Raw genomic sequence first — 20,653 nt, forward strand, 5'->3', positions numbered from 1 at the left:
ATGTCACACACACCAGGGTCCGCGGCGGGAGCCGGGGCCGAGGGCGAGTACACACGGGCGGTCTCCCTCCCGCAGGCGCCGGTTCCCGCCGAGCGCCCGATGCGCATGCCCGTCCACCGGGCCACCACCTACGCGTTCGACACCTCCCAGGAGTACGCGGACGTGCTGGCGGGCACCCGGCCGGGCTATTCCTACGCGCGCATCGACAGCCCCACCGTGGACGCGTTCGCCGACGCCGTCGCGGCCCTGGAGGGCGTCGGCGTACCGGGCCCGGTGCGCGGACAGGCCTTCTCCTCGGGCATGGGCGCGCTCAGCACGGTGTTCATGGCGCTGACCGAGGCCGGATCGCACGTGGTGGCCTCGCAGTCCATCTACGGCAACACCCACTCGCTGCTGGACCGGCTGCTGCGCCGGTTCGGCGTGCGCACCGACTTCGTGGACATCACCGACCTCGACGCCGTGCGCGCCGCCGTGGGGCCCGACACCCGGATGGTGTTCACCGAGACGCTGTCCAACCCCACCATGACCGTCTCCGACCTGCCCGAGCTGGCACGGATCTCCCACGAGGCCGGTGCCGCCCTGGTGGTGGACTCCACCTTCGCCTCCCCGGCCGTGTGCCGACCGCTGGAGCACGGCGCCGACGTGGTCGTGCACTCGGCCACCAAGTACATCGGAGGCCACAGCGACACCACCGGCGGCGTGGCCGTGGCCTCGCCCGACCTGATCGGGCGCATCCGCTCCGCGCGCGTGGACCTGGGCCCCTGCCTGGCACCCGACGAGGCCTACCTGCTGCACCGGGGGCTGGAGACGCTGCCGCTGCGGGTGCAGCGCCAGTGCGAGAGCGCGGCGGCCCTCGCCGCGGCACTGGAGGGACACCCCCTGGTGGAGCGGGTGGACCACCCCTCGCTGGCCTCCCACCCCCAGTCGGCGCTCGCCGACAAGCTGTTCGACCGCGGCCGCTACGGCGCGGTCGTGACCGTGCACCCGCGAGGCGGACGCGAGGCCGGGATGGCCTTCGCCGACCGGCTGCGCGTGGCCACCATCGCCGCCTCGCTGGGCGGTACGCACACGCTCGCCGGACACGTCGCCTCCACGTCGCACCGCAGCATGAGCGAGCGGGAACTGGCCGCCGCGGGCATCTCCCCGGGGGCGGTGCGGTTCTCCGTCGGCCTGGAGGACCCCCGTGACCTCGTCGAGGACGCCCTGACGGCCCTCGGCGGGGACAGCTGACACACCGCGGGGTTCCACCCGCTCCGGTTCCAACCAACGGCGAGATAGGGTCAGGCAGCATGTCGTCCGAACAGCGCAAGATTCGGGTGGCCGTCGTCTTCGGCGGGCGTAGCTCCGAACACGAGATCTCCTGCGTCACCGCGGGCAGCGTGCTGTCCGTCGTCGACCACGACCGCTATGAGATCGTGCCGGTCGGTATCACCCGTACGGGCAACTGGGTGCTGACCTCGGGCGACCCCGAGAGCCTGCGCATCGACGCGGGTACCAGAGCGTTGCCGTCGGTGTCCGAGGACGGCGTCGACCTCGCGCTGCCCTTCGACTCGGCGGGCCAGCTGATGGTCGTGGACCCGGTCAAGGGCCCCGAGCGCCTGGCCGGGGTGGACGTGGTGCTGCCGCTGCTGCACGGCCCCTTCGGCGAGGACGGCACCATCCAGGGGCTGTTCGAGATGATGGGCGTGCGCTACGCCGGGGCCGGGGTGTTCTCCAGCTCCGCCTCCATGGACAAGGTCTTCATGAAGGCCATGCTGCGCGGCAACGGCATCCCCACCAGCGACTTCGTGGCCATCACCGACCGCCAGTGGCGTACCGAGCGCAAGAGGGTGCTGGACGACGTGGCCGAGCTGGGCGCCACCGTGTTCGTCAAGCCCGCCCGCGCGGGCAGCAGCGTCGGCATCAGCAAGGTGGAGGACTCCTCCGACGCCGACGCGGTGGTCGCCGCGGTCGAGGCCGCCCGCGAGCACGACCCCAAGGTCCTGGTGGAGGCCCGGGTCGTGGGCCGCGAGGTGGAGTGCGGCGTGCTGGAGTCCGAGGACGGCGGCACGCCCGACGTGTCCCTCCCGGCCGAGGTGCACGTCGCCGACGGCTTCGACTTCTACGACTTCGAGGCCAAGTACCTGTCCACGAGCAGCCTGACCATCCCGGCCGAGCTCCCCGAGGAGGCCACGGCGCGCCTGCGCGCGCTGGCCGCCGAGGTGTTCGAGGCGATGGGGTGCGAGGGCCTGGCCCGCGTGGACTTCTTCTACACCGAGGACGGCGACATCCTCGTCAACGAGCTCAACACCATGCCCGGCTTCACCCCGGCGTCGGCCTTCCCGCAGATGTGGGCCGCCACCGGCGTGGACTACGCGGCCCTGGTGGAGCGGATGATCTCCACGGCGCTGCGCCGCGCCCCCGGCCTGCGGTAGCAGGGGCCCTCTCCGGGCGGGCGCTCCGAGCGTTCGCCCGACCGCGTACTCTCTGGGGTTTCTCTCCGAAAACGCGTACGCTGGAACGGTGCTCTCGTTACGCTCAGCAGCGTTCCGGATACCGCAGGGGGTACAGATGACGTGTGCTGCTCAAGAGCGGGTGGAGGAGACGAAGATGGACCTCCCGACGCTGGCTGAAAGCCTCGAACTCCCGGATGGTTACCGCACGGAGATCATCAACGGGAGCATTATCGTGTCGCCGACACCGACCTACCGGCACGCCAGGGCTGTCAGGAAGCTTGAAAGGGTTCTCTCTCACGTAGAGGAAGAGGGGCTCGACATGCTGCAGACGGCGACGGTGGAAGTCAGTGGGACCGGGGACCGCTACGTTCCCGACCTCCTGGTTATACCGACGGCTCTGGCCGAGGGCGAGGGGTGGGACGGTCCGGAGTGGATTCGGCCGGCAGAGGCGTTGGAGCTCGCGGTGGAGGTCGTCTCTCCGAGCAGTGCCCTCCACGACTGGCAGGCCAAGGCACGGGGGTATGCCAAAGCCGGAGTACCCCTCTACTTGGTCGTCGACCCCCGCAGGAGTGAGGTCGCGCTCTTCTCCGACCCCAAGGGCGACGAGTACCAGGAGGTCGCTCGCGCCGTACGGGGGGGATCGGTGAACCTCCCCAAACCCTTCGACGTCGAGATCGAGGCCTCCGCGCTGCTCACGTGAGTACGGGCACGCCCGAGTCGGGCGGCGGAAGTATCCACAGGCGGGCGGCCTGGCGGTTGCCCGCCTTCCGCGTTCGCGAGGACACTGGTACACGGGGGCGGGCCCACCCGGGCAAGACGGGCCTGCGGAGGCCCCTCCGCGAGGGTACGCCCACCGCGACCGAGCCACCAGCCCTTCCCGCCAGCCTGTGGACGACCCCGGCTCCGGCTGGCGGAACGCTGATCGCCGCCGGTGGCGCCGGGAGGGTCCGGCTCCGGTCAGCCCTGACCGTGTCCGCCCGGGAAGGGGCCGCCGGGAAGCGGCCCGTCGGGAGCGCCCGGTCCCGGAAGGGGGCTCTTGGGGTCCGGCCGGGACGGCGCGGCGGGCACCAGCTCGCGGGTGAGGAGCACCGCGCCCGCGGTGGCGGCGGGGAAGACCACGACCGCCAGGAACGGGATCGCCAACAGGAAGTACGTCGGCACCGCGTAGCCCAGCACCCGCGCCCGCCGCGTGCCCATGTACCGGCGCCGCTCGCGGATGGTCGTCAGCCCGCGCCGGTCGAACGCGCTCGCCAGCAGCTCGATCGCCAGCAGCCACCCGCCCAGCACGGCGGCCAGCACCGGACCGGCCACCTGCCCCACCAGCGGGATGAAACCGATCGCGAACACGAACACCGTCACCAGCAGGGACACCGCCACGATCGCCAGCGACTGCCGGACGGCCCGCCACATCGACGCCATCAGCGGCTCGTCGAGCTCGCCGGGGTCGTTGCCCAGCTCCTTCTCGACCAGTTCGGTGACCTTGTCGTAGATCGGCCCGCCCAGGGTCAGCGTGACCGTCGTGAACAGCACCACCATCAGCAGGAGGGATCCGGCCAGGACCGCCACGGACACGGCGCCGCGCAGCAGTCCCTGCCACAGGGGGTCCCAGCCGTCGGCGAAGGGCGTCGCCCAGTCGGCCAGGTCGGTCAGATTCACCACCAGGAGCACGAACAACGCCAGGAACACCAGTGACGTGATCAGGGCGGGAAGGGCGCCGAGCAGGAACAGGCGCGGTTTACGCAACAGCAGGGTGAAGCCGCGCAGGAGGGCGCCGACACCACCGAGAAACTCACGAACAGGATTGGCCACGGGGGAACCCTAGAGGAGACCGCTCCCGCTGTCAGATCCAGGGCCCGGCGCCCCGGCCGTCATCCTCCGCGCTGGGACCGGCGCTTGAGCGTGCGCCGGTAGTCCTGGAAGCGGGCCTTGGCGATCACCGACCGGTCCATCGTGCGCAGCACGATCCCCTCCGCCCGGCCGCCCGCGCCCCCGTCCAGCGCCACCCGGGTGCCCGGCAGGTGTTCGGCGACGAACTCCGAGGTCTCGGCGACGCCCCGGGGCAGCTTGTCGGCGGGCACGGTGGCGAGCCGGGGTGTGAGCTCGATCCCCTCGCGCTCGGCGAGCCGGGAGAGCGTCGCCTCGCGGAGGAAGTCCTGGCCCCCGCCCTCGCGCCAGGCGGAGACCTCCCGGCGCTGGCGGGAGAGCACCTCGGTCGGGACGGCCGCCGAGTCGAACATCCGGTACCCGACGGCGCGGTCACCGGTGTACTCGCGGCTGGCCGCGGTGACCTTGCCCCCGTACACCTCCAGGTAGTGGACGACGATTCCGGTCCTGGGAGGAGTGATCCGCTCGGCCAGGGCGCGCAGGGCGTCGACGATGCCCAGGGCGGGGTTGCCGATCAGGTCGCCCCTGGCGTACAGCAGCTCCTCGCGGCTGCCCAGGATGTAGTCCCCGGAGGGGAAGGAGATGATACGGGCATTGACTCCGTCGACTTTTTCGGTCAATACGACGTCACCGGTGAAGGCGGTGACCTCCTCCAGTAGACCACCGTTCTTGGGATCGAGGGTGTGGTAGGTGGGGATGCTGGGGTACTTGGTGGCCGAGTTGAGGACGGACAGGTCGAGCGCGCGCAGCTCGGGGGCGGTCATGATCACTCCAGGGGGTTCGTCCAGCTCGTCGGGCGCATCCGGCCCACCCGTTCCAAGCGGTCTGTCGGAGCGGCCCGGTGGGACGGTATCCCAGTACTGCCCGTCACGTCCCCCCGTTTTCGGCCCGTCTCCACCGCACGCGTGCGCCGCGGACTCCGGGGGAGTACGGCCTGTCCACAGGCGCGAACCAGGGGTGGTGAAGGGCCGGGCGGGGCATGCTCGTGAGGGGGGCTCCTGCCGGTCCCACGGCGCGGTACGCGCCCCCGTACCAAGGTCCGCCCCGACGTCCGCCGCCTCGGACACCGTCGCCCGGGCCTGTGGACAGGTGTGCCGGTCCCCGGCCGCGGTCAGTCCGCGCTGACGTCGCGGTACCAGCCCTCCTGCCGGGACAGCTCCTCGTGCGTGCCCTGCTGGATCACCCGGCCCTCGCGCACCACGTAGATCCGGTCCACGCGGTCCAGACCCGTCAGGTCGTGCGTGACCAGCAGGGTGGAGTACCCCTCGGCCGCGGCCAGCAGGTCCTCCACCACCGCGTCGCGCGTGTCCGGGTCCAGGTGGGCGGTCGGCTCGTCCAGCACCAGCACCCGGGGCGCAGCCAGCAGGGCGCGGGCCAGCGCCAGCCGCTGCACCATCCCCCCGCTCAGGCCCAGGCCGTGCGTGCCCACCCGCGTGTCCAGCCCCTTGGGCATCGCCGCCACCTCGTCGGCCAGCCGCGCGCGCCGCAGCGCCTCCCACAGCTCCTCGTCCTCCGCGCCGGGCCGCGCCAGCCGCAGGTTCTCCCGCAGCGTCGAGGCGAACACGTGCGGGTCCTGCGGCACCCCCGACACCACCCCGCGCACCTCGTCGGCCGGGTAGGACGTGACGTCCTCCCCGCCGATCTCTACCAGGCCGCCGTCCGGATCGCGGAACCGCAGCAGCACCGACGCCAGCGTGCTCTTGCCCGCGCCGCTGGGGCCGATCACCGCCACCGTCCACCCGGCGGGGATCTCCAGGTCCACCCCGTCCAGCGCCCACGGCTCCCCGGGTCCGTAGCGCACCCGCAGGTCCCGTACCCGCACCGTCGCGTCCCCGTGCGGGTCCAGGCCCGTGCGCGTGGGCGCGGCGACCGCGGGCGGGGTGTCCAGGACCCCGAACAGCCTGGCGCCGCTCGCCCGGATCGCACCCAGCCTTGCCGCCACGGCGGGCAGCGGCGCCACGATCTCGAACGCCGCCAGCGTCACCAGCACCAGCACCGCCAGCGACACCGCGTCCAGCGCCCCGCCCGCCACGGCGGCCACGCCCAGGAACAGCGCGCCCCACACGGTCAGCCCGGTGATCAGCGCGCTCGCCCCGGCGCCCAGCCCCAGGATCGCGGAGTCCCTGCGCGCCAGCCGGGTCAGCTCCTCGTCGGCCGCGTACACCCGCGCCACCTGGTGGTCCATGGCGCCGTAGGCGACCAGGTCGGGCGCCCCGTGCAGGGTGTCCACCAGGGTCGTCGACAGCTCCCCGCGCGCTCTGGCCTGGCGCCTGCCCGGTTCCCGGCCCAGCGCGGCCGCGGCCAGCGGCACCGCCAGCCCCGCCAGCAGCAGGCCCGCCGCCAGCAGCAGCCCTCCCGGGACGTACAGCGCGGTCAGGACCAGCACCGTCACGCCGCCCGTCACCACCGAGACCAGGGGCGGCGTCAGGCCGCGCACCAGCAGGTCCAGGGTTGCCTCGGTGTCGTTGACCAGTCGGGACACCAGGTCGCCGGACCGGAAGCGGCCGAACGGCTCGGTCCTGGCGAGCCGCTCGTACACCCGCACCCTGACCTCGGCCAGTGTGCGGAACGCGGCGTCGTGGGTGACCAGCCGCTCCAGGTAGCGGGCCACTCCGCGGCCCACGCCCAGCGCGCGGGTGGCGACCACGGCCACGCCCAGCGCGGTGATGGGCGGGTGGTCGGCGGCGGTGGCCAGCATCCACGCGGCCACGCCCAGCAGGGCCACGGCCGCGCCGGTCGCGGCGGCGCCCAGCAGCACGCCGAGCGCGAAGCGGCCCCCGCGGGGCCGGGCCAGGGCCGTCATCCGCAGCAGCGGGTCGCGGCGGCGTTCGCGCCCGGGCACCCGGAGCGTGTCGGGGGCGGCGGTGTCGGCGCTCATCGCGACACGTTCCCTTCCTGGGTCAGCAGCGGTAGCGACGCGGTCCGCAGGGTGTCCCCGAGGACGCCGCGCGCCCACCCGGTGTCGTGGGCGACGATGACGGCGGTCCGCCCCTCCAGGAGCCGGGCGACGGCCGTGCGCACCGCCGCGGCGCTCTCCGGGTCCAGATGGGCGGTGGGTTCGTCCAGCAGGACGAGCGGGGCGTCCCGGCACAGCGCCCGCGCCAGCGCGATCCGCTGCCTCTGCCCGGCCGACAGCCGGGCGCCGCGCTCGCCGAGCCGGGTGTCGTAGCCGTCGGGGAGGGCGCGGACGAACGCGTCGGCCTCGGCCAGCCGGGCCGCCTCGCGGATCCGCTCCATGGAGGCGTCGGGCGCGCCCAGCCGGATGTTGTCGGCCACGGACACGTCGAACAGGTAGGGGTTCTGGGGGACCCAGGCGGTGCCGAGGCGCCAGTCGTCGGCGTCGATCCCGTCCAAGGGCTCCCACCGCCCGCCCGGCGCGCGCACGCTGACGCGTCCGCGGGTGGGTTCGTTCAGCCGCAGCAGCAGTGACAACAGGGTGGACTTGCCCGCCCCGCTGGGGCCGGTGAGCAGCAGGTGCTCCCCGGCCGCCACCTCCAGGTCCAGTCCGGACAGGGCGGGCACGTCCCGTCCGGGGTAGAGCAGTTCCACGTCCTCGAAGCGGATGTCGCCCCCGGCGGCGGGGGCGGGCCGGCCGGTCGCCGGGGCGGGGGCGGAGGAGCGGCCGGATCCCGTCGCCTGGTCCTCGGCGGTGTCGTCGGAGGCGGCGGCCGCGGTCCGCGCCGTTCCGCGTCCGCGTTCCAGTTCGGTGAACACCTGCTCGGCGGCGGACACGCCCTCCATGCTCGCGTGGAACCGGGCGCCCACCTCCCGCAGCGGCAGGTAGGCCTCCGGCGCCAGGATCAGCACCAGCAGCGCCGTCTGGTAGTCCATGTGGCCGCCCAGCAGGCGCAGGCCCACCTCCACCGCGACCAGTGCCACCGCCAGGGTGGACAGCAGCTCCAGCGCGAACGCCGACAGGAAGGCGATCCGCAGTGTCCCCATCGTCGCCCGCCGGTGGTCCTCGCCCACCCGGCGCAGGATCTCGGCCTGCGCCCTGGCCCGGCGGAACACGGCCAGGGTCGGCAGCCCCTCCACCACGTCCAGGAAGTGTCCGCCCAGACGGCTCAGCAGCTTCCACTGCCGGTCGGTGCGCTGCTGGGTGTGCATGCCGATCAGCGCCATGAACACCGGGATCAGCGGCACCGTCACCAGGATGACGATCCCCGAGATCCAGTCGGCCCAGAACACCACCGCCAGCACGGCGAGCGGCACGATCGCGGCCAGGACCAGCTGGGGCAGGTAGCGGGCGAAGTAGTCGTCGAGCGCGTCCAGGCCCCGGGTGGCCAGGGTGACCAGCTCTCCCGCCTTGGGTGAGCCCTGCTCGCCGCCGGGTTCGGCGGCCCACACCCTGCCCGATCCGGTCACGTGCGCCACCAGCCGGCGGCGCAGCTGCGACTTGGTGCGCGCGGCGCTGTGCAGCGCGGAGGTCTCGGCCACATAGGAGAGCAGGGCCCGGACCACGGCGACGGCCGCGACCGCGCCGACCACCCAGCCCAGGGTGTCCAGCCCCTCGCCCCGCCAGGCGCCGGTGACGGCGCGGGCCAGCAGCCAGGCCTGGAGCAGGATCAGGCCGGTGATGAGCACTCCGCTGGCCACGGAGACGGCCAGGTGCGCGCGTACCGCGCTGGCGGTGCGCACCAGGCGCGGGTCAAGGGGCTTCATGGGCGCGGGACCTCACGACGTCGTTCGGGTCGGGTGCACGGCTGACCCGGAGTGGCTGGGCCTTCACGGTGGCACGGTGCCGCCCCGGTCGGCCGGAGCGGGCGTGACGGCCCCAGTATCCACCGGGTGCGCCCCGCGGACCGGCCGACTCCGCGACTCCTCCTCCGGACGGGGCGGCCAAAGGCCTCCCGGGCGGGTGCGTCCGCCGGGAGGCTCCGCGGCGCGGTCAGGCTGCGGGTTCGGGGTTCCTGCCCCCGTGGTCGGTGCGGGTGACGGTCGCCCCCGTCACGGTCTCGCCGGTCACCCTCCTGCGGAACACCCAGTAGCTCCACCCCTGGTAGAGGAGCACGAGCGGCAGGAACACCACCGCCACCCACGACATCACGGTCAGCGTGTACTCGGCGGAGGAGGCGTTCGCGACGGTCAGGCTGAACGCGGGGTCGGTGGTGGAGGGCAGCACGTTCGGGAACAGCGCGGTGAACAGGGCGGCGAACGCGGTGAGGATGGTCACCGCGGTGCAGGCGAACGACCACCCCTCGCGGCGCCGCCAGGCCGCGGCGACCCCGCCCGCCAGGGCGGCGGCGGAGAGGGAGACGAGCGGCAGGGTCGCGGTCCCGTCGCCGTGGGCGAGCTGGGTCCAGGCCAGGAAGACCGAGCCCAGCGGGACCGCGGCGCACGCGGACCACAGGGCGGCCCGGCGCGCGCGGGTCCGCACCGGCCCGTCGGTCTTCAGGGTCAGGAAGATCGCCCCGTGCAGGGTGAACAGGGACAGCGTCGTCAGCCCGCCGAGCAGGGCGTAGGGGTTGAGCAGGTCGGCCACCGAGGAGGTGACCACCTGGTCCGGGCCCATGGCCACACCCCGGACGACGTTGGCGAAGACCACGCCCCACAGGAAGGCGGGCGCGGTGCTGCCCGCGAAGATCGCCCGGTCCCACCAGGCGCGCCACACGGAGCTGTCGCGCTTGCCCCGGTACTCGAAGGCCACGCCGCGCAGGATCAGCGCGACGAGGATGAGGAACACCGGTGCGTAGAACCCGCTGAGCAGCGAGGCGTACCAGGCGGGGAAGGCGGCGAAGGTCGCGCCGACCGCGGTGATCAGCCACACCTCGTTGGCGTCCCAGACCGGCCCGATCGCGTTGATGGCGACCCGGCGGTCGACGGAGTCGCGCCTGCCCATGAAGGGCATGAGCGTGCCCACCCCGAAGTCGAACCCCTCCAGGACGAAGTACCCGATCCACAGGACCGAGATGGCGATGAACCAGATGACGGCCAGTTCCATGGTCCTTGGCTCCTAGTAGCTGAAGTGCGGGATCTTGGACTCGTCCTCGTCGTCCTCCAGGTCGGGGACGAGGTGGGAGGGTCCGGCCTTGACGTACTTCAGGAGCAGGCCGACCTCGACGACGAAGAGCACCCCGTACACCGCGGTGAACCCGGCCAGGCTCGCCGCGACGGCCCCCAGGCTCACCCCGGGGGAGACGCTGGCCGCGGTGAGCAGCTCACCGTGCACGGTCCAGGGCTGGCGGCCCATCTCGGTGAGCACCCAGCCGAAGATGTTGGCGGCCAGCGCCGAGGGCAGCGCGAGCATGGCCGCGTAGTAGAACCACTTGCTGGTCGGGGTGCGCTCCCTGCCCCAGGTGAGCAGGAGGCCGAGCGCGGCCACCGCCACCCCGAACATGCCCAGGCCCATCATCAGGCGGAAGGACCAGTACACGACGAACACGTTGGGGGTGTAGTCCCCGGGGCCGTAGTACTCGTCGTAGGCCTCCTCCAGGTTGTTCATCCCGTGCACCTCGCCGTCGAACTGGCCGGTGGCGAGGAAGCTGAGCACGTTGGGGATGGTGATGTCGATGGGGTTGTAGCGCTCCTCGGTGTCGCCGACGGCCAGGGCGGAGAAGGCCGCGCCCTCCTCGGTCTCCCACAGGGCCTCGGCGGCGGCGAGCTTCATCGGCTCGTACTCGGCGGCGAGCTTGGCCTGGTGGTCGCCGGAGAAGACCACCAGGGCACCGGCGACCAGGGTGAAGACCAGGCCGACCTTGAGCGTGCCCCGGAACAGGGCGAAGTCCTTCCGGGGCGGGACCACCCCGGGGACGCCGGTGTCGTTGTGGTGGCTGTTGCGCCAGAGCTTGTAGGCGCTGACCGCCACGACGAACAGCCCGGCGGTGACGAACGCGGCCGAGACGGTGTGCAGGTAGGTGGACCAGGCCTGGTCGTTGCTGAGCACGGCCCAGATGTCGGTGAGTTCGGCGCGCCCGTTCTCCTCGTTGACCGTGTAGCCCACGGGGTGCCGCATCCAGGCGTTGGCGGCGAGGATGAAGTACGCCGAGAGGTTGGTGCCGATGGCGACCGCCCAGATGCAGGCCAGGTGGACGCCCCGCGGCAGCCGGTGCCAGCCGAAGATCCACAGCCCGATGAAGGTGGACTCCAGGAAGAAGGCGAGCAGGGCCTCCATGGCCAGCGGGGCGCCGAAGACGTCGCCGACGAAGCGGGAGTACTCGCTCCAGTTCATGCCGAACTGGAACTCCTGCACGATGCCGGTGACCACGCCCATGGCGAAGTTGATGAGGAAGAGCTTGCCGAAGAACTGGGTGGCCTGCAGGTACTCGTGCCTGCCGGTGCGGTACCAGAGGGTCTGGAGCACGGCCACGATGAACGACAGCCCGATGGTCAGGGGTACGAACAGGAAGTGGTAGATCGTGGTGACACCGAACTGCCACCTCGCGAGTTCAAGGGCTTCCATACCCGCCTCTCCAAGTACCGACCGCCGGTAGTACTACAAATCGTAGTTCTACAGCGTGTCGTAGTTCCAGCGGGTCCCGCGGAAAACGGTGTTCCGTGCGTCTCCCCGGTGGGTGTGCGGGCTCTCCGGGGTGCGCCGGGGAGGACTGGCGACGGGCCTCCACCGCCGCCACCTGCGGTGAAGCCGCTCGGGAGGGAGGGGTGGGGCCGTGAGACGAGCCGTCGTGTGCGTTCGGACACACGCGCTCCGGGGCCCTTGGAGTTCCGGGCGGGGACGGTAGTGGACACACGGGGGCCGGGCGCGGACGGTCACGGGCGGGACCGGCCCGGAGCACGCGAGAGCCGGGAGCGAAAGGTTCCGGACACGGCGACGGCGGCCCGCCCGCGGGTGGGCCGCCGTCGCCGTGTCCGGGGAAGCGGGGTCAGTCGCCGGAGGCGCCGTCCCGGCGCTGGTCGATCATGCCCTCCATCAGGTCGATCTCCTTGAGCTGGGAGTCGGCCATCCCCTGTGCGAAGTTGGTGACCAGCTCCTCCTGGCCCAGCTCCACCTCCGCCTCGGCCATCTCGATGCCGCCCTTGTGGTGGGCGATCATCAGCTCCAGGAAGAGGAGTTCGGCCTCCTCGCCCGTGGCCTCCTCCAGGGAGACCATCTCCTCCGAGGAGGCCAGGCCCGGCATCGTGTCGGGGACCTCGCCGCCCTCGCCGCCGTGGTCGTGGCCCTCCATCCAGGCCATCGGCTCCCGCACGCCGCGCGCGTTGAGGTCCCAGGCCATCAGCCACCCCTGCATGATCCCGATCTGGGCCTGCTGGGTGCGGGCGATGTCGGTGGCCACCGTGCGCAGCTCGGGATCCTCGGTCCTCTCCAGGATGAGCATCGACATGTCCACGGCCTGGGCGTGGTGCGCGCTCATGTCGCGCAGGAACCCGGCGTCGGCGCCGGTGTCCAGCGGGTAGGACGGGCGTCCCAGCAGGTAACCCCCGCCCAGGGCCAGTACGGCGAGGATCACAGTGATCCACATCGGTACCGAGCGCCAGGACACCCGTGACGGGGTCTCCTCGTCCGCTGCCCCGTCCTCCCACGGGGGCCCGTCGTCGTCCGGGGCATCGCCGACGTGGTCGGCGGTCCCGGCCGCGGGACCGTTTTTCTGTTCCATAGGAACCATCCTGGTCGAATCGCCCAACTCTGGTGCCAAAGTAGAGGATAGGTAAGTCCCTAATGTCACCATCCATCCCAGGAGACCCCGTGGCCAAGAAGAAGACGGCGGAGGAGCGTCGCCGCCGCGCCGCCGAGCTGAAGGCGCAACGCCTCAAAGAGGAACGCCGCCGCAAAATCCTTACCACCACCGGTATCACGACCGCTGTGGTCCTGGTCGTGGGTTTGATCGGTTTCCTCGTCTTCATGGAGTTCCGCAGCCGCACCATCTCGGGGGTGGAGGAGTACGAGGTCGGCTCCTACGTCCACGTGGACACCGGACAGCGCGTGAACTACGAGCAGTCCCCGCCCGTGGGCGGCGACCACTGGAACGCCTGGCAGAACTGCGGCGTCTACACCGAGCCGGTGACCCACGAGTTCGCGGTGCACTCCCTGGAGCACGGCGCGGTGTGGATCAACTACCGGCCCGACCTGCCCGAGGACCAGGTGCAGACGCTGACCGACATGTACAGCTCCGGCGACTACCTGGTGATCAGCCCCTACGCGGGTGAGCTGGACGCGCCGATCGTCGCCTCCAGCTGGGGACGCCAGATCACCGCCGAGAGCGCCGACGACGAGAACCTCCAGCGCTTCGTGCGGCTGTACGAGCGCGGCACCGACGTTCCCGAGCCGGGCGCCGCCTGCTCCGGCGGCGTGGCGGAGAACGCCGAGGAGGTCGACGCCATGCTCGGCAGCGGCGCCGGCGTGGACGCCGAGACCATGGAGGGCCCCGAGGGCGGCGACGCCGGAGCCGAGGAGGGCGCTGGGGAGGACACCGGGGACGAGGCGTCCGACGCCCCCTCCGACGCCGCTGAGGACGAGCCGTCCGCGGAGGAGTCGGCCGGGGCGGAGAACTGACGGGACTTTCCGCCGTCACCGTGACCCCGTGATGACCGACGTGGGGCCGTCAGCGTCCGCTGGCGGCCCCGCGCGCGTGTCGGCCACGGGTCGTGCGGGTTGTCCACAGGCCGCGCCGGCCACTGGTGGGCGGGCTCGGCGTGGTGAAGGGGGAGGCCGCGCCTTCGCCCGCTTCGGCGTGCCCGCACACCGGGCCCCGTCGTCAGCGCACGCGCCGGATCACAGCTCCCCTTCGGGAAGCGCGGGGACGTGTTCGACGATCAGGTCGCTGACCGTGGACAGCGCGGCGGCGGGGGCACCGTGGGCGGCCGGGACCGACAGCTCCACGTACGCCTCGTGGCCGATCGCCGTGTACATGGTGGGGGCGTCCTCCGGCTGCGGCAGCCACGGAACACCGTTGACCTCCTGAAGGTAGGAGGTGCTGGTCAGCGTCACCGGGCGCTCCACCCCGCAGCGCAGTCCGATGGGCGGGTCACCCCAGGCCGCCGTGAGCTCCGAGTCGGGCCGCACCTGTGCCCGCTCCGCTCCCAGCAGGGTGTCGGGGAGCGCCGCGACGAGGTCGGCGCAGACCTCGGCGGTCGCCGCGTCCGCCTCGGGCGGCTGCATCCGCACCGTCTGCGCGCCGCAGCCCGTCGCCACCAGGGCCAGGGCCGCGACCACACCGGCGCACGCGAACCGACTCAGCACAGCAGACCCCGCTCCGGACGACGCGATGCGTCAGATGTTGACGATGGGACAGGTGAGAGTCCGGGCGATGCCGTCCAACCGCTGGATCCGGGCCACCACGAGGGTGCCCAGGGAGTCGATGTCTTCGGCGCTGGCCTGGACGATGACATCGTAGGGCCCGGTCACGTCGTGGGCCTTCTCGACCCCCTCGATGCCCCGGATGCGCCCCGCCACCTCGGCTGCCTGACCGACCTCGGTCTGGATCAGGATGTATGCCTGCACCATGAGTACTCCTTCGTGTCGCCGGTCGGAGCGGCGAGTGGTTCACGGCCGAGCCAGGGTGCGGCCGATGACGGACGGATGACAAGCGTGGGTCCGGATCACCGCGCCGGAGCGTCACCGTACCCTGATCCCTGTGCGGAACACCATTGGGGGTCTTGGTGAGTTCGCTCTGATCGCGCGCGTGACGAGCCAATTCCCCACCACGGACGATGTAATCCTCGGACCCGGGGACGACGCGGCCGTCGTCGCGTCCCCCGACGGCCGGACGGTCGCGACCACCGACCTGCTGGTCGAGGGCCGCCACTTCCGGCGCGAGTGGTCCACCGCCCGTGACGTGGGGCACCGGGCCGTCGCGCAGAACTTCGCCGACGTCGCCGCCATGGGCGCCCGCCCCACCGGCCTGCTCATCGGCTTCGCCGCGCCCTCCGACCTCCCGGTGACCTGGGCGGAGGAGTTCACCGCCGGGGTCCGCGACGAGTGCGCGGTCGCGGGCGGCGCCGTCGTGGGCGGGGACATGGTCGGCTCGGACACCCTCACCATCGCGGTCACCGCGCTCGGCGACCTCCAGGGGCGGGCTCCGGTCCGCCGCGACGGCGCCCGTCCCGGCGACGTGGTCGCCTACACCGGCCACCTGGGGCTGTCGGCCGCCGGGCTCGCCCTGCTGGAGCAGGGGATCGACGGCCCTGCCGAGTGCCTGTCCGAGCACCGCAGGCCCAGTCCGCCCTACGCCCGCGGGGCGGAGGCGGCCCGGCTCGGGGCCACGGCCATGCTCGACGTCAGTGACGGCCTCGCCCAGGACCTCGGGCACGTCTGCCGGGCCAGTGGGGTGCGCATCGACCTGGAGGGGGAGGCGCTGCGCCCCGAGCCCGCGCTCGTCGAGGCGGTCCGCGTCCTGGGAGCCGGAGCCGACACGGCCGAGCGGGCCGCGCGGGACCTCATGGTCGCCGGGGGAGAGGACCACGCCCTCGCCGCCGTGTTCCCGCCGCACACCGTTCTGCCCGCTCACTGGTCCAGGGTGGGAACCGTTGTGCGAACAACAGGTGAAAACGCCGAGGAAAACACAATTCCGGTCACGGTCGACGGGCGGGTTCCACCTCGCGGAGGATGGGATCATTTCCGGCGCTGAGGCGCCCGATGGGATTTGTCCTGTTTAACTCTCGCGCTAGGCTTTGCCAACGCGGCCTTTCCGGGCGCGGCACCCGCCCTGCGGGACGCGGCGGCCCCAGGGAGTCCCCGGGAGCGACCGACGGTCGGAGCAGGAAGCCACGGCTTCGCCGGTGTCCCCCGCGCCGGACGGGGCACACACGGCGGAGGGCGACGGGGGAGGGACCGGAAACCGGCGCCCTCGGTGGAGGGCGCTGGCAACGTCGAGGGGCGGTTTATGGGGCGGCATGGCTGGCGGAACGGCAACCGCCGGGGTGTGCACCGCAGCGAGCCGGAGGACGTCGGCGTGCTGCGGCGGCTCGGCGGCCTCATCGAGAGCACGGTCCCCAAACGCGTCGAACCCCCGCGGCTGCTCAACGTGCTCGTCGTCTCCGGCGTGATCCTCGGCCTGCTCCTGTTCGGGTACAGCACCACCCAGATCTACCTCCAGTTCGGCGGCACCCCGGGCGCGACCGAGGCCCCCGGAACCCAGGACGGGGTCCAGCCCACGCACGACGCCTCGCCCGGTACCGGCACCGAGGAGCCCGCGGCCGAGGGCGAGGGGGCGCAGGGGCCGCAGACCCAGGCGGGTTCGGAGCCGACCACGGTCGTCTACCGCATCACGGAGTCCACGGCGGTCGGTTTCAGCGGCCACGTCACCGTCACCAACACCTCGCACGCCAACCTGGACGGCTGGGAGCTGGCCCTGGCCTTCGACTCCGCGGAGATCACGCACGTCAACGGCGCGGACTGGGCGGAGATCGAGGACGGCATCCTGGCCCGCCAGCCCGCCGACCAGGACAGCCTGGAGCCGGGCGACTCGGTGGCGCTCACCTTCGAGGCGGTCGGCGTGCCGCAGAGCCCGATCCGCTGCTCCCTCAACGGGCACGTCTGCCAGCTGTGAACCGGGGGGAAGCGGGGGCGCGGGTCGCCTCCGGGCCCGCCGAGACCCCCGCCGGATCCCAGTGCGGCCCCCGGCCTCCGACAGGCCCCCGACAAAGGGCGAAGGCCTCCGACCGAGAGGGTCAGAGGCCTTCATGGAAGGTCCGGAGGGCTGGGAACCCTAGCGGGTCACCTTGCCGGCCTTGATGCACGAGGTGCAGGCGTTCACGCGCTTGGGCGTGCCGCCCACACGGGTGCGGACGGTCTGGATGTTGGGGTTCCAGCGGCGGCGGGTGCGACGGTGCGAGTGGGAAACACTGTTACCGAACCCTGGTCCCTTGCCGCAGACGTCGCAGACAGAAGCCACGGTAACTCCATTCAAGCGCTCGGGATCGCGCACGTCGCCGCACGCGAAGGTTCATCCGACCGGGAGAGGTCGGGCGGACTGGTCGGCGGTGACGCCAACCGTGGAAGGTTACACGAAGGACATGGCCAGGCGCGCAGCGCGGGCCGACGACCGGTGTCCGTACGCGTGATGGCGGGCCGCACCGTGGTCGAGAACGACCCGGGCGAGCGCCGGGAGCATCGAATACGCCACGCGGGCATGGCGGGAACGCGATGAACTTCCACGAGTATATCCCGGTTGGGAGGGGCGGGAACCGCGAGCGGGGAACCGCCGCCGGAATCCGCGGGGCCCGCCCTCCCGGGAGGTGCCCCTGCAGCCGAGGGGCGTCCGCCGGAGCCGGGGAGCCCGCCCTCCCGTGGGACGCCCTCCAGGACCGGCGATCCCGCCGCGACCCGGGGGTCCCGGGCCGGAGACACGGGACCCGTGTCCGCGGGCCGACCGGGGCGGAAGGCGCGCGAGCGTCGCACCGGAGGACTACCGTGGCGGTGACCGGCGATCCGAGACGGGAAGCACACGTGAGCACCTGGGACGAACCGCTGAGCAGGGGGCCCCTCAGGGGCAAGACGGCCAAGGCCCTCGCCGAGAAGCTCGACCTGCACACCCTCGGCGACCTGCTGCGCTACTACCCGCGCCGCTACGACCGGCGCGGCGACCTGACCGACCTCGCGGCACTGCGCGAGGGCGAGGAGGTCACCGTGCAGGCCCGCGTCCTGGACGCCAAGCGGCGCACCGTGCCCGCGCGGCAGGGACGACGCCGCATGGACATGATGGAGGCCACCGTCACCGACGGCACCGGCCGCCTGCACCTGACCTTCTTCAACCGGGGCTCCTACCACCAGGGGGCCCTCGTCCCCGGGCGCCTGGCGATGTTCTCCGGCCGGGTCTCCACCTTCAAGGGCCGCCGCCAGCTCGACCACCCCCAGTACGAACTCCTCGACGAGGACGGCCACGAGGGCGAGCGGGCCCGGGCCTACGCCGAGGAGCTCATCCCCGTCTACCCGGCGGTCAAGGGCCTGGACTCCACCACCATCGCCCGCACCGTCGACATCGTCCTCGCCGACGTGGACAGCCTGCCCGACCCGCTGCCCCCCGAACTGCGCGAACGGCGCGGACTCCTCGGTGTCGCCGACGCCCTGCGCCGGATCCACCGGCCCGCGGAGTGGTCCGACGTCGGCGCCGCCCGCCGCCGGTTGAAGTGGGACGAGGCCTTCGTCCTCCAGCTCGCGCTCGCCCAGCGGCGCCACCGCGCGGAGGACCTGCCGGCCAAGCCCCGGCCCGGCGCGGCCGGCGGTCTCCTGGACGCCTTCGACGCCCAGCTGCCGTTCACGCTCACCGAGGGCCAGCGGGAGGTGGGTGAACGCCTCGCCGAGCGGCTAGACGCGGCCCACCCCATGCACTGCCTGCTCCAGGGCGACGTCGGCGCGGGCAAGACCCTGGTCGCGCTGCGGGCCATGCTCCGGGTCGTGGACTCCGGAGGCCAGGCCGTCATGCTCGCGCCCACCGAGGTCCTGGCCCAGCAGCACCACCGGTCCATCAGCGCCATGCTCGGCGCGCTCGGCCGCGCCGGACAGATCGACGGCGCGGAGAACGCCACGCGGGTGGCGCTGCTCACCGGTTCCATGAACACCGCCGCCCGCCGGGAGGCCCTGCTCGACGCGGCCTCCGGCGCCGCGGGGATCGTCGTGGGCACCCACGCCCTGCTCCAGGAGCACGTGTCCTTCGCCGACCTGGGGCTGGTGGTGGTCGACGAGCAGCACCGGTTCGGCGTGGAGCAGCGCGACGCCCTGCGGGAGAAGGCCGTGGACGGGCGCCCCCACGTGCTGGTCATGACGGCCACGCCCATCCCGCGCACCGTCGCGATGACCGTCTACGGCGACCTCGACGTGGTCGCGCTCACCCAGCTGCCCACCGGCCGCGCGCCCGTGTCCACACACGTGGTGCCCGCGAGCGAGAAACCGCACTTCCTGGCCAGGGCCTGGGAGCGCATCCGGGAGGAGGCGGGCGGCGGGCACCAGGCCTTCGTGGTCTGCCCGCGGATCGGCGACGACGCCAAGGAGGAGGCGGAGGAGGAGGTCGGCGCGGGCGACGGCGAGGAGGCCGCGGGCGCCCGGCCGCCCCTGGCGGTGCTCGACGTGGCGGCGCGGCTGCGGGAGGGGCCGCTCTCCGAGCTGCGCGTGGAGGTCCTGCACGGCCGGATGGCGCCCGACGACAAGGACGCGGTGATGCGCCGGTTCTCGGCCGGGGACACCGACGCCGTCGTCTCCACCACCGTCATCGAGGTGGGCGTGGACGTGCCCAACGCCACAGTGATGGTCATCATGGACGCGGACCGCTTCGGCGTCTCGCAGCTGCACCAGCTGCGCGGCCGGGTCGGCCGGGGCCAGCTGCCGGGGCTGTGCCTGCTGGTCACCGACGCGGAGGAGGGTTCCCCGGCGCGTGAACGGCTGGCCGCGGTGGCCGCGACCACCGACGGCTTCGAACTCTCCCGGGTGGACCTGGAGATGCGCCGCGAGGGCGACGTGCTGGGCGACTCGCAGTCCGGAGCCCGGTCCAGCCTGCGGATGCTCACCCTGCTCAAGGACGAGGAGCTCATCGGAGAGGCGCGCGAGGAGGCCACGGCCTACGTGGCGGCCGATCCCGGGCTGACCGGGCACCCGCCGCTGGCCCGGGCGCTGGAGACGCTGCTGCCCGAGGAGCGGGCGGAGTACCTGGACAAGGCCTGAGCGCCCGGGGCGCCCCGGCCGTCCAGGGGCCGCGGCGTCGTCCACAGGCCGCGGTCGGACCTGGTGCGGCCCGCGTTCCGGGGCCTAACGTGGAAAGCGGGGGGTCCCCGGGGCGCCAGCCTCGTGCTGCCCGCGTACCGGGGCGCCCGCGCACCCCGGCCGCTACCGTGGGGGCATGACCCGCATCATCGCCGGTACGGCCGGTGGACGGCGCATCTCCGTCCCCGAGGGCCGTAACACCCGCCCCACCAGCGACCGGGCCCGCGAGGCGCTGTTCTCCTCCGTGCAGTCCGACCTCGGCTCCCTCGACGGCGCCCGGGTGATGGACCTGTACGCGGGCTCGGGGGCCATCGGCCTGGAGGCCCTGTCCCGGGGCGCCGCGCACGCGCTGCTGGTGGAGGCCGACCGCCGGGCGGCCCAGGTGCTGCGGGACAACGTCCAGACGCTCGGCCTCCCCGGGGCGCGTCTGGTCGCCGACCGCGTGGAACGGGTGGTCGGCGCGGACAACACCGGCGACCCCTACGACGTCGTCGTCGCCGACCCGCCCTACGCCGTCACCGACGCCGAGGTCGCCGGGGTGCTGGCCGACCTGGTCGGCCGCGGCTGGCTGGCCGAGGACGCCGTGGTCGTCGTCGAACGCTCCAAGCGCGGTGCCGAACCCTCCTGGCCCGAGGGCCTGGAGCGCGACCGCAGCCGGGGGTACGGGGAGGCGGTTCTCTGGTACGCCCGCCCGTCACCCACCACCACCCTCAACTGACGCCTGCGGCGCGGTGTTCTCCATGCC

General features: G+C 72.9%; 18 protein-coding genes. 8 read left to right on the plus strand and 10 right to left on the minus strand.

The window, feature by feature from the left end; translation table 11 throughout:
• The 3 genes from EV372_RS15170 to EV372_RS15180 all read left to right on the plus strand — a co-directional run bounded on the left by EV372_RS15170 (position 1) and on the right by EV372_RS15180 (position 3,135).
• A complete protein-coding gene (locus EV372_RS15170; protein WP_130396503.1) occupies positions 1-1,230 on the plus strand; it encodes an aminotransferase class I/II-fold pyridoxal phosphate-dependent enzyme in 1,230 nt (409 codons plus the stop codon).
• 59 nt (positions 1,231-1,289) lie between these two features.
• The gene (locus tag EV372_RS15175; RefSeq protein WP_130396504.1) at positions 1,290-2,414 is read left to right on the plus strand and encodes a D-alanine--D-alanine ligase family protein; all 1,125 of its coding nucleotides are present in this window, start codon (positions 1,290-1,292) and stop codon (positions 2,412-2,414) included.
• Positions 2,415-2,589: 175 nt separating this feature from the next.
• On the plus strand, positions 2,590-3,135 hold the full coding sequence (locus tag EV372_RS15180; protein WP_486483981.1) for a Uma2 family endonuclease: 546 nt from the start codon (positions 2,590-2,592) through the stop codon (positions 3,133-3,135).
• A gap of 257 nt (positions 3,136-3,392) precedes the next feature.
• Here the strand turns inward: EV372_RS15180 and EV372_RS15185 are convergent, their stop codons facing one another.
• The 7 genes from EV372_RS15185 to EV372_RS15215 form a co-directional block, all read right to left on the minus strand.
• Positions 3,393-4,244, minus strand: coding sequence for an EI24 domain-containing protein (locus EV372_RS15185; RefSeq protein ID WP_130396506.1), 852 nt, complete (start codon positions 4,242-4,244; stop codon positions 3,393-3,395).
• A 59-nt stretch (positions 4,245-4,303) separates the two neighbouring features.
• The gene (locus EV372_RS15190) at positions 4,304-5,083 is read right to left on the minus strand and encodes an RNA ligase family protein (RefSeq protein WP_130396507.1); all 780 of its coding nucleotides are present in this window, start codon (positions 5,081-5,083) and stop codon (positions 4,304-4,306) included.
• Between the two features lie 347 nt (positions 5,084-5,430).
• Positions 5,431-7,197 carry a thiol reductant ABC exporter subunit CydC gene (cydC, locus tag EV372_RS15195; protein WP_130396508.1) on the minus strand — a complete coding sequence of 589 codons (1,767 nt, stop codon included), beginning with the start codon at positions 7,195-7,197 and terminating at the stop codon, positions 5,431-5,433.
• A complete protein-coding gene (gene cydD / locus EV372_RS15200) occupies positions 7,194-8,981 on the minus strand; it encodes a thiol reductant ABC exporter subunit CydD (protein ID WP_130396509.1) in 1,788 nt (595 codons plus the stop codon). The genes cydC and cydD overlap by 4 nt, the downstream gene beginning before the upstream one ends.
• Positions 8,982-9,207: 226 nt before the next feature.
• Positions 9,208-10,260, minus strand: a complete 1,053-nt coding sequence (cydB, locus tag EV372_RS15205) for a cytochrome d ubiquinol oxidase subunit II (protein WP_130396510.1) — start codon at positions 10,258-10,260, stop codon at positions 9,208-9,210.
• A 12-nt stretch (positions 10,261-10,272) separates the two neighbouring features.
• Positions 10,273-11,718 carry a cytochrome ubiquinol oxidase subunit I gene (locus EV372_RS15210; protein WP_094800972.1) on the minus strand — a complete coding sequence of 482 codons (1,446 nt, stop codon included), beginning with the start codon at positions 11,716-11,718 and terminating at the stop codon, positions 10,273-10,275.
• 421 nt (positions 11,719-12,139) lie between these two features.
• Positions 12,140-12,871, minus strand: coding sequence for a DUF305 domain-containing protein (locus tag EV372_RS15215; RefSeq protein ID WP_130396511.1), 732 nt, complete (start codon positions 12,869-12,871; stop codon positions 12,140-12,142).
• A gap of 89 nt (positions 12,872-12,960) precedes the next feature.
• On the opposite strand from EV372_RS15215, the gene EV372_RS15220 reads away from it, so the two are divergent.
• On the plus strand, positions 12,961-13,767 hold the full coding sequence (locus EV372_RS15220) for a thioredoxin-like domain-containing protein (protein ID WP_130396512.1): 807 nt from the start codon (positions 12,961-12,963) through the stop codon (positions 13,765-13,767).
• A 219-nt stretch (positions 13,768-13,986) separates the two neighbouring features.
• On the opposite strand, the gene EV372_RS15225 is transcribed toward EV372_RS15220, so the two are convergent.
• Together EV372_RS15225 and EV372_RS15230 are read right to left on the minus strand one after the other, a co-directional pair.
• Complete coding sequence (locus EV372_RS15225) at positions 13,987-14,454, minus strand: DUF3515 domain-containing protein (RefSeq protein WP_130396513.1); 468 nt, start codon at positions 14,452-14,454, stop codon at positions 13,987-13,989.
• 30 nt (positions 14,455-14,484) lie between these two features.
• Complete coding sequence (locus EV372_RS15230; protein ID WP_013151260.1) at positions 14,485-14,718, minus strand: Lrp/AsnC family transcriptional regulator; 234 nt, start codon at positions 14,716-14,718, stop codon at positions 14,485-14,487.
• Positions 14,719-14,848: 130 nt separating this feature from the next.
• On the opposite strand from EV372_RS15230, the gene EV372_RS15235 reads away from it, so the two are divergent.
• Positions 14,849-15,841, plus strand: coding sequence for a thiamine-phosphate kinase (locus tag EV372_RS15235; protein ID WP_130396514.1), 993 nt, complete (start codon positions 14,849-14,851; stop codon positions 15,839-15,841).
• A 255-nt stretch (positions 15,842-16,096) separates the two neighbouring features.
• Complete coding sequence (locus EV372_RS15240; RefSeq protein WP_130396515.1) at positions 16,097-16,762, plus strand: cellulose binding domain-containing protein; 666 nt, start codon at positions 16,097-16,099, stop codon at positions 16,760-16,762.
• 159 nt (positions 16,763-16,921) lie between these two features.
• On the opposite strand, the gene rpmB is transcribed toward EV372_RS15240, so the two are convergent.
• Entirely contained in the window at positions 16,922-17,107 is a 186-nt protein-coding gene (gene rpmB / locus EV372_RS15245) for a 50S ribosomal protein L28 (RefSeq protein WP_013151263.1), read from the minus strand.
• A 554-nt stretch (positions 17,108-17,661) separates the two neighbouring features.
• On the opposite strand from rpmB, the gene recG reads away from it, so the two are divergent.
• The gene (gene recG / locus EV372_RS15250; RefSeq protein WP_130396516.1) at positions 17,662-19,869 is read left to right on the plus strand and encodes an ATP-dependent DNA helicase RecG; all 2,208 of its coding nucleotides are present in this window, start codon (positions 17,662-17,664) and stop codon (positions 19,867-19,869) included.
• A 175-nt stretch (positions 19,870-20,044) separates the two neighbouring features.
• On the plus strand, positions 20,045-20,626 hold the full coding sequence (gene rsmD, locus EV372_RS15255) for a 16S rRNA (guanine(966)-N(2))-methyltransferase RsmD (protein ID WP_130396517.1): 582 nt from the start codon (positions 20,045-20,047) through the stop codon (positions 20,624-20,626).
• Positions 20,627-20,653: the final 27 nt, after the last annotated feature.

It is taken from the genome of Nocardiopsis sp. CNZ308 (assembly GCF_004217075.1).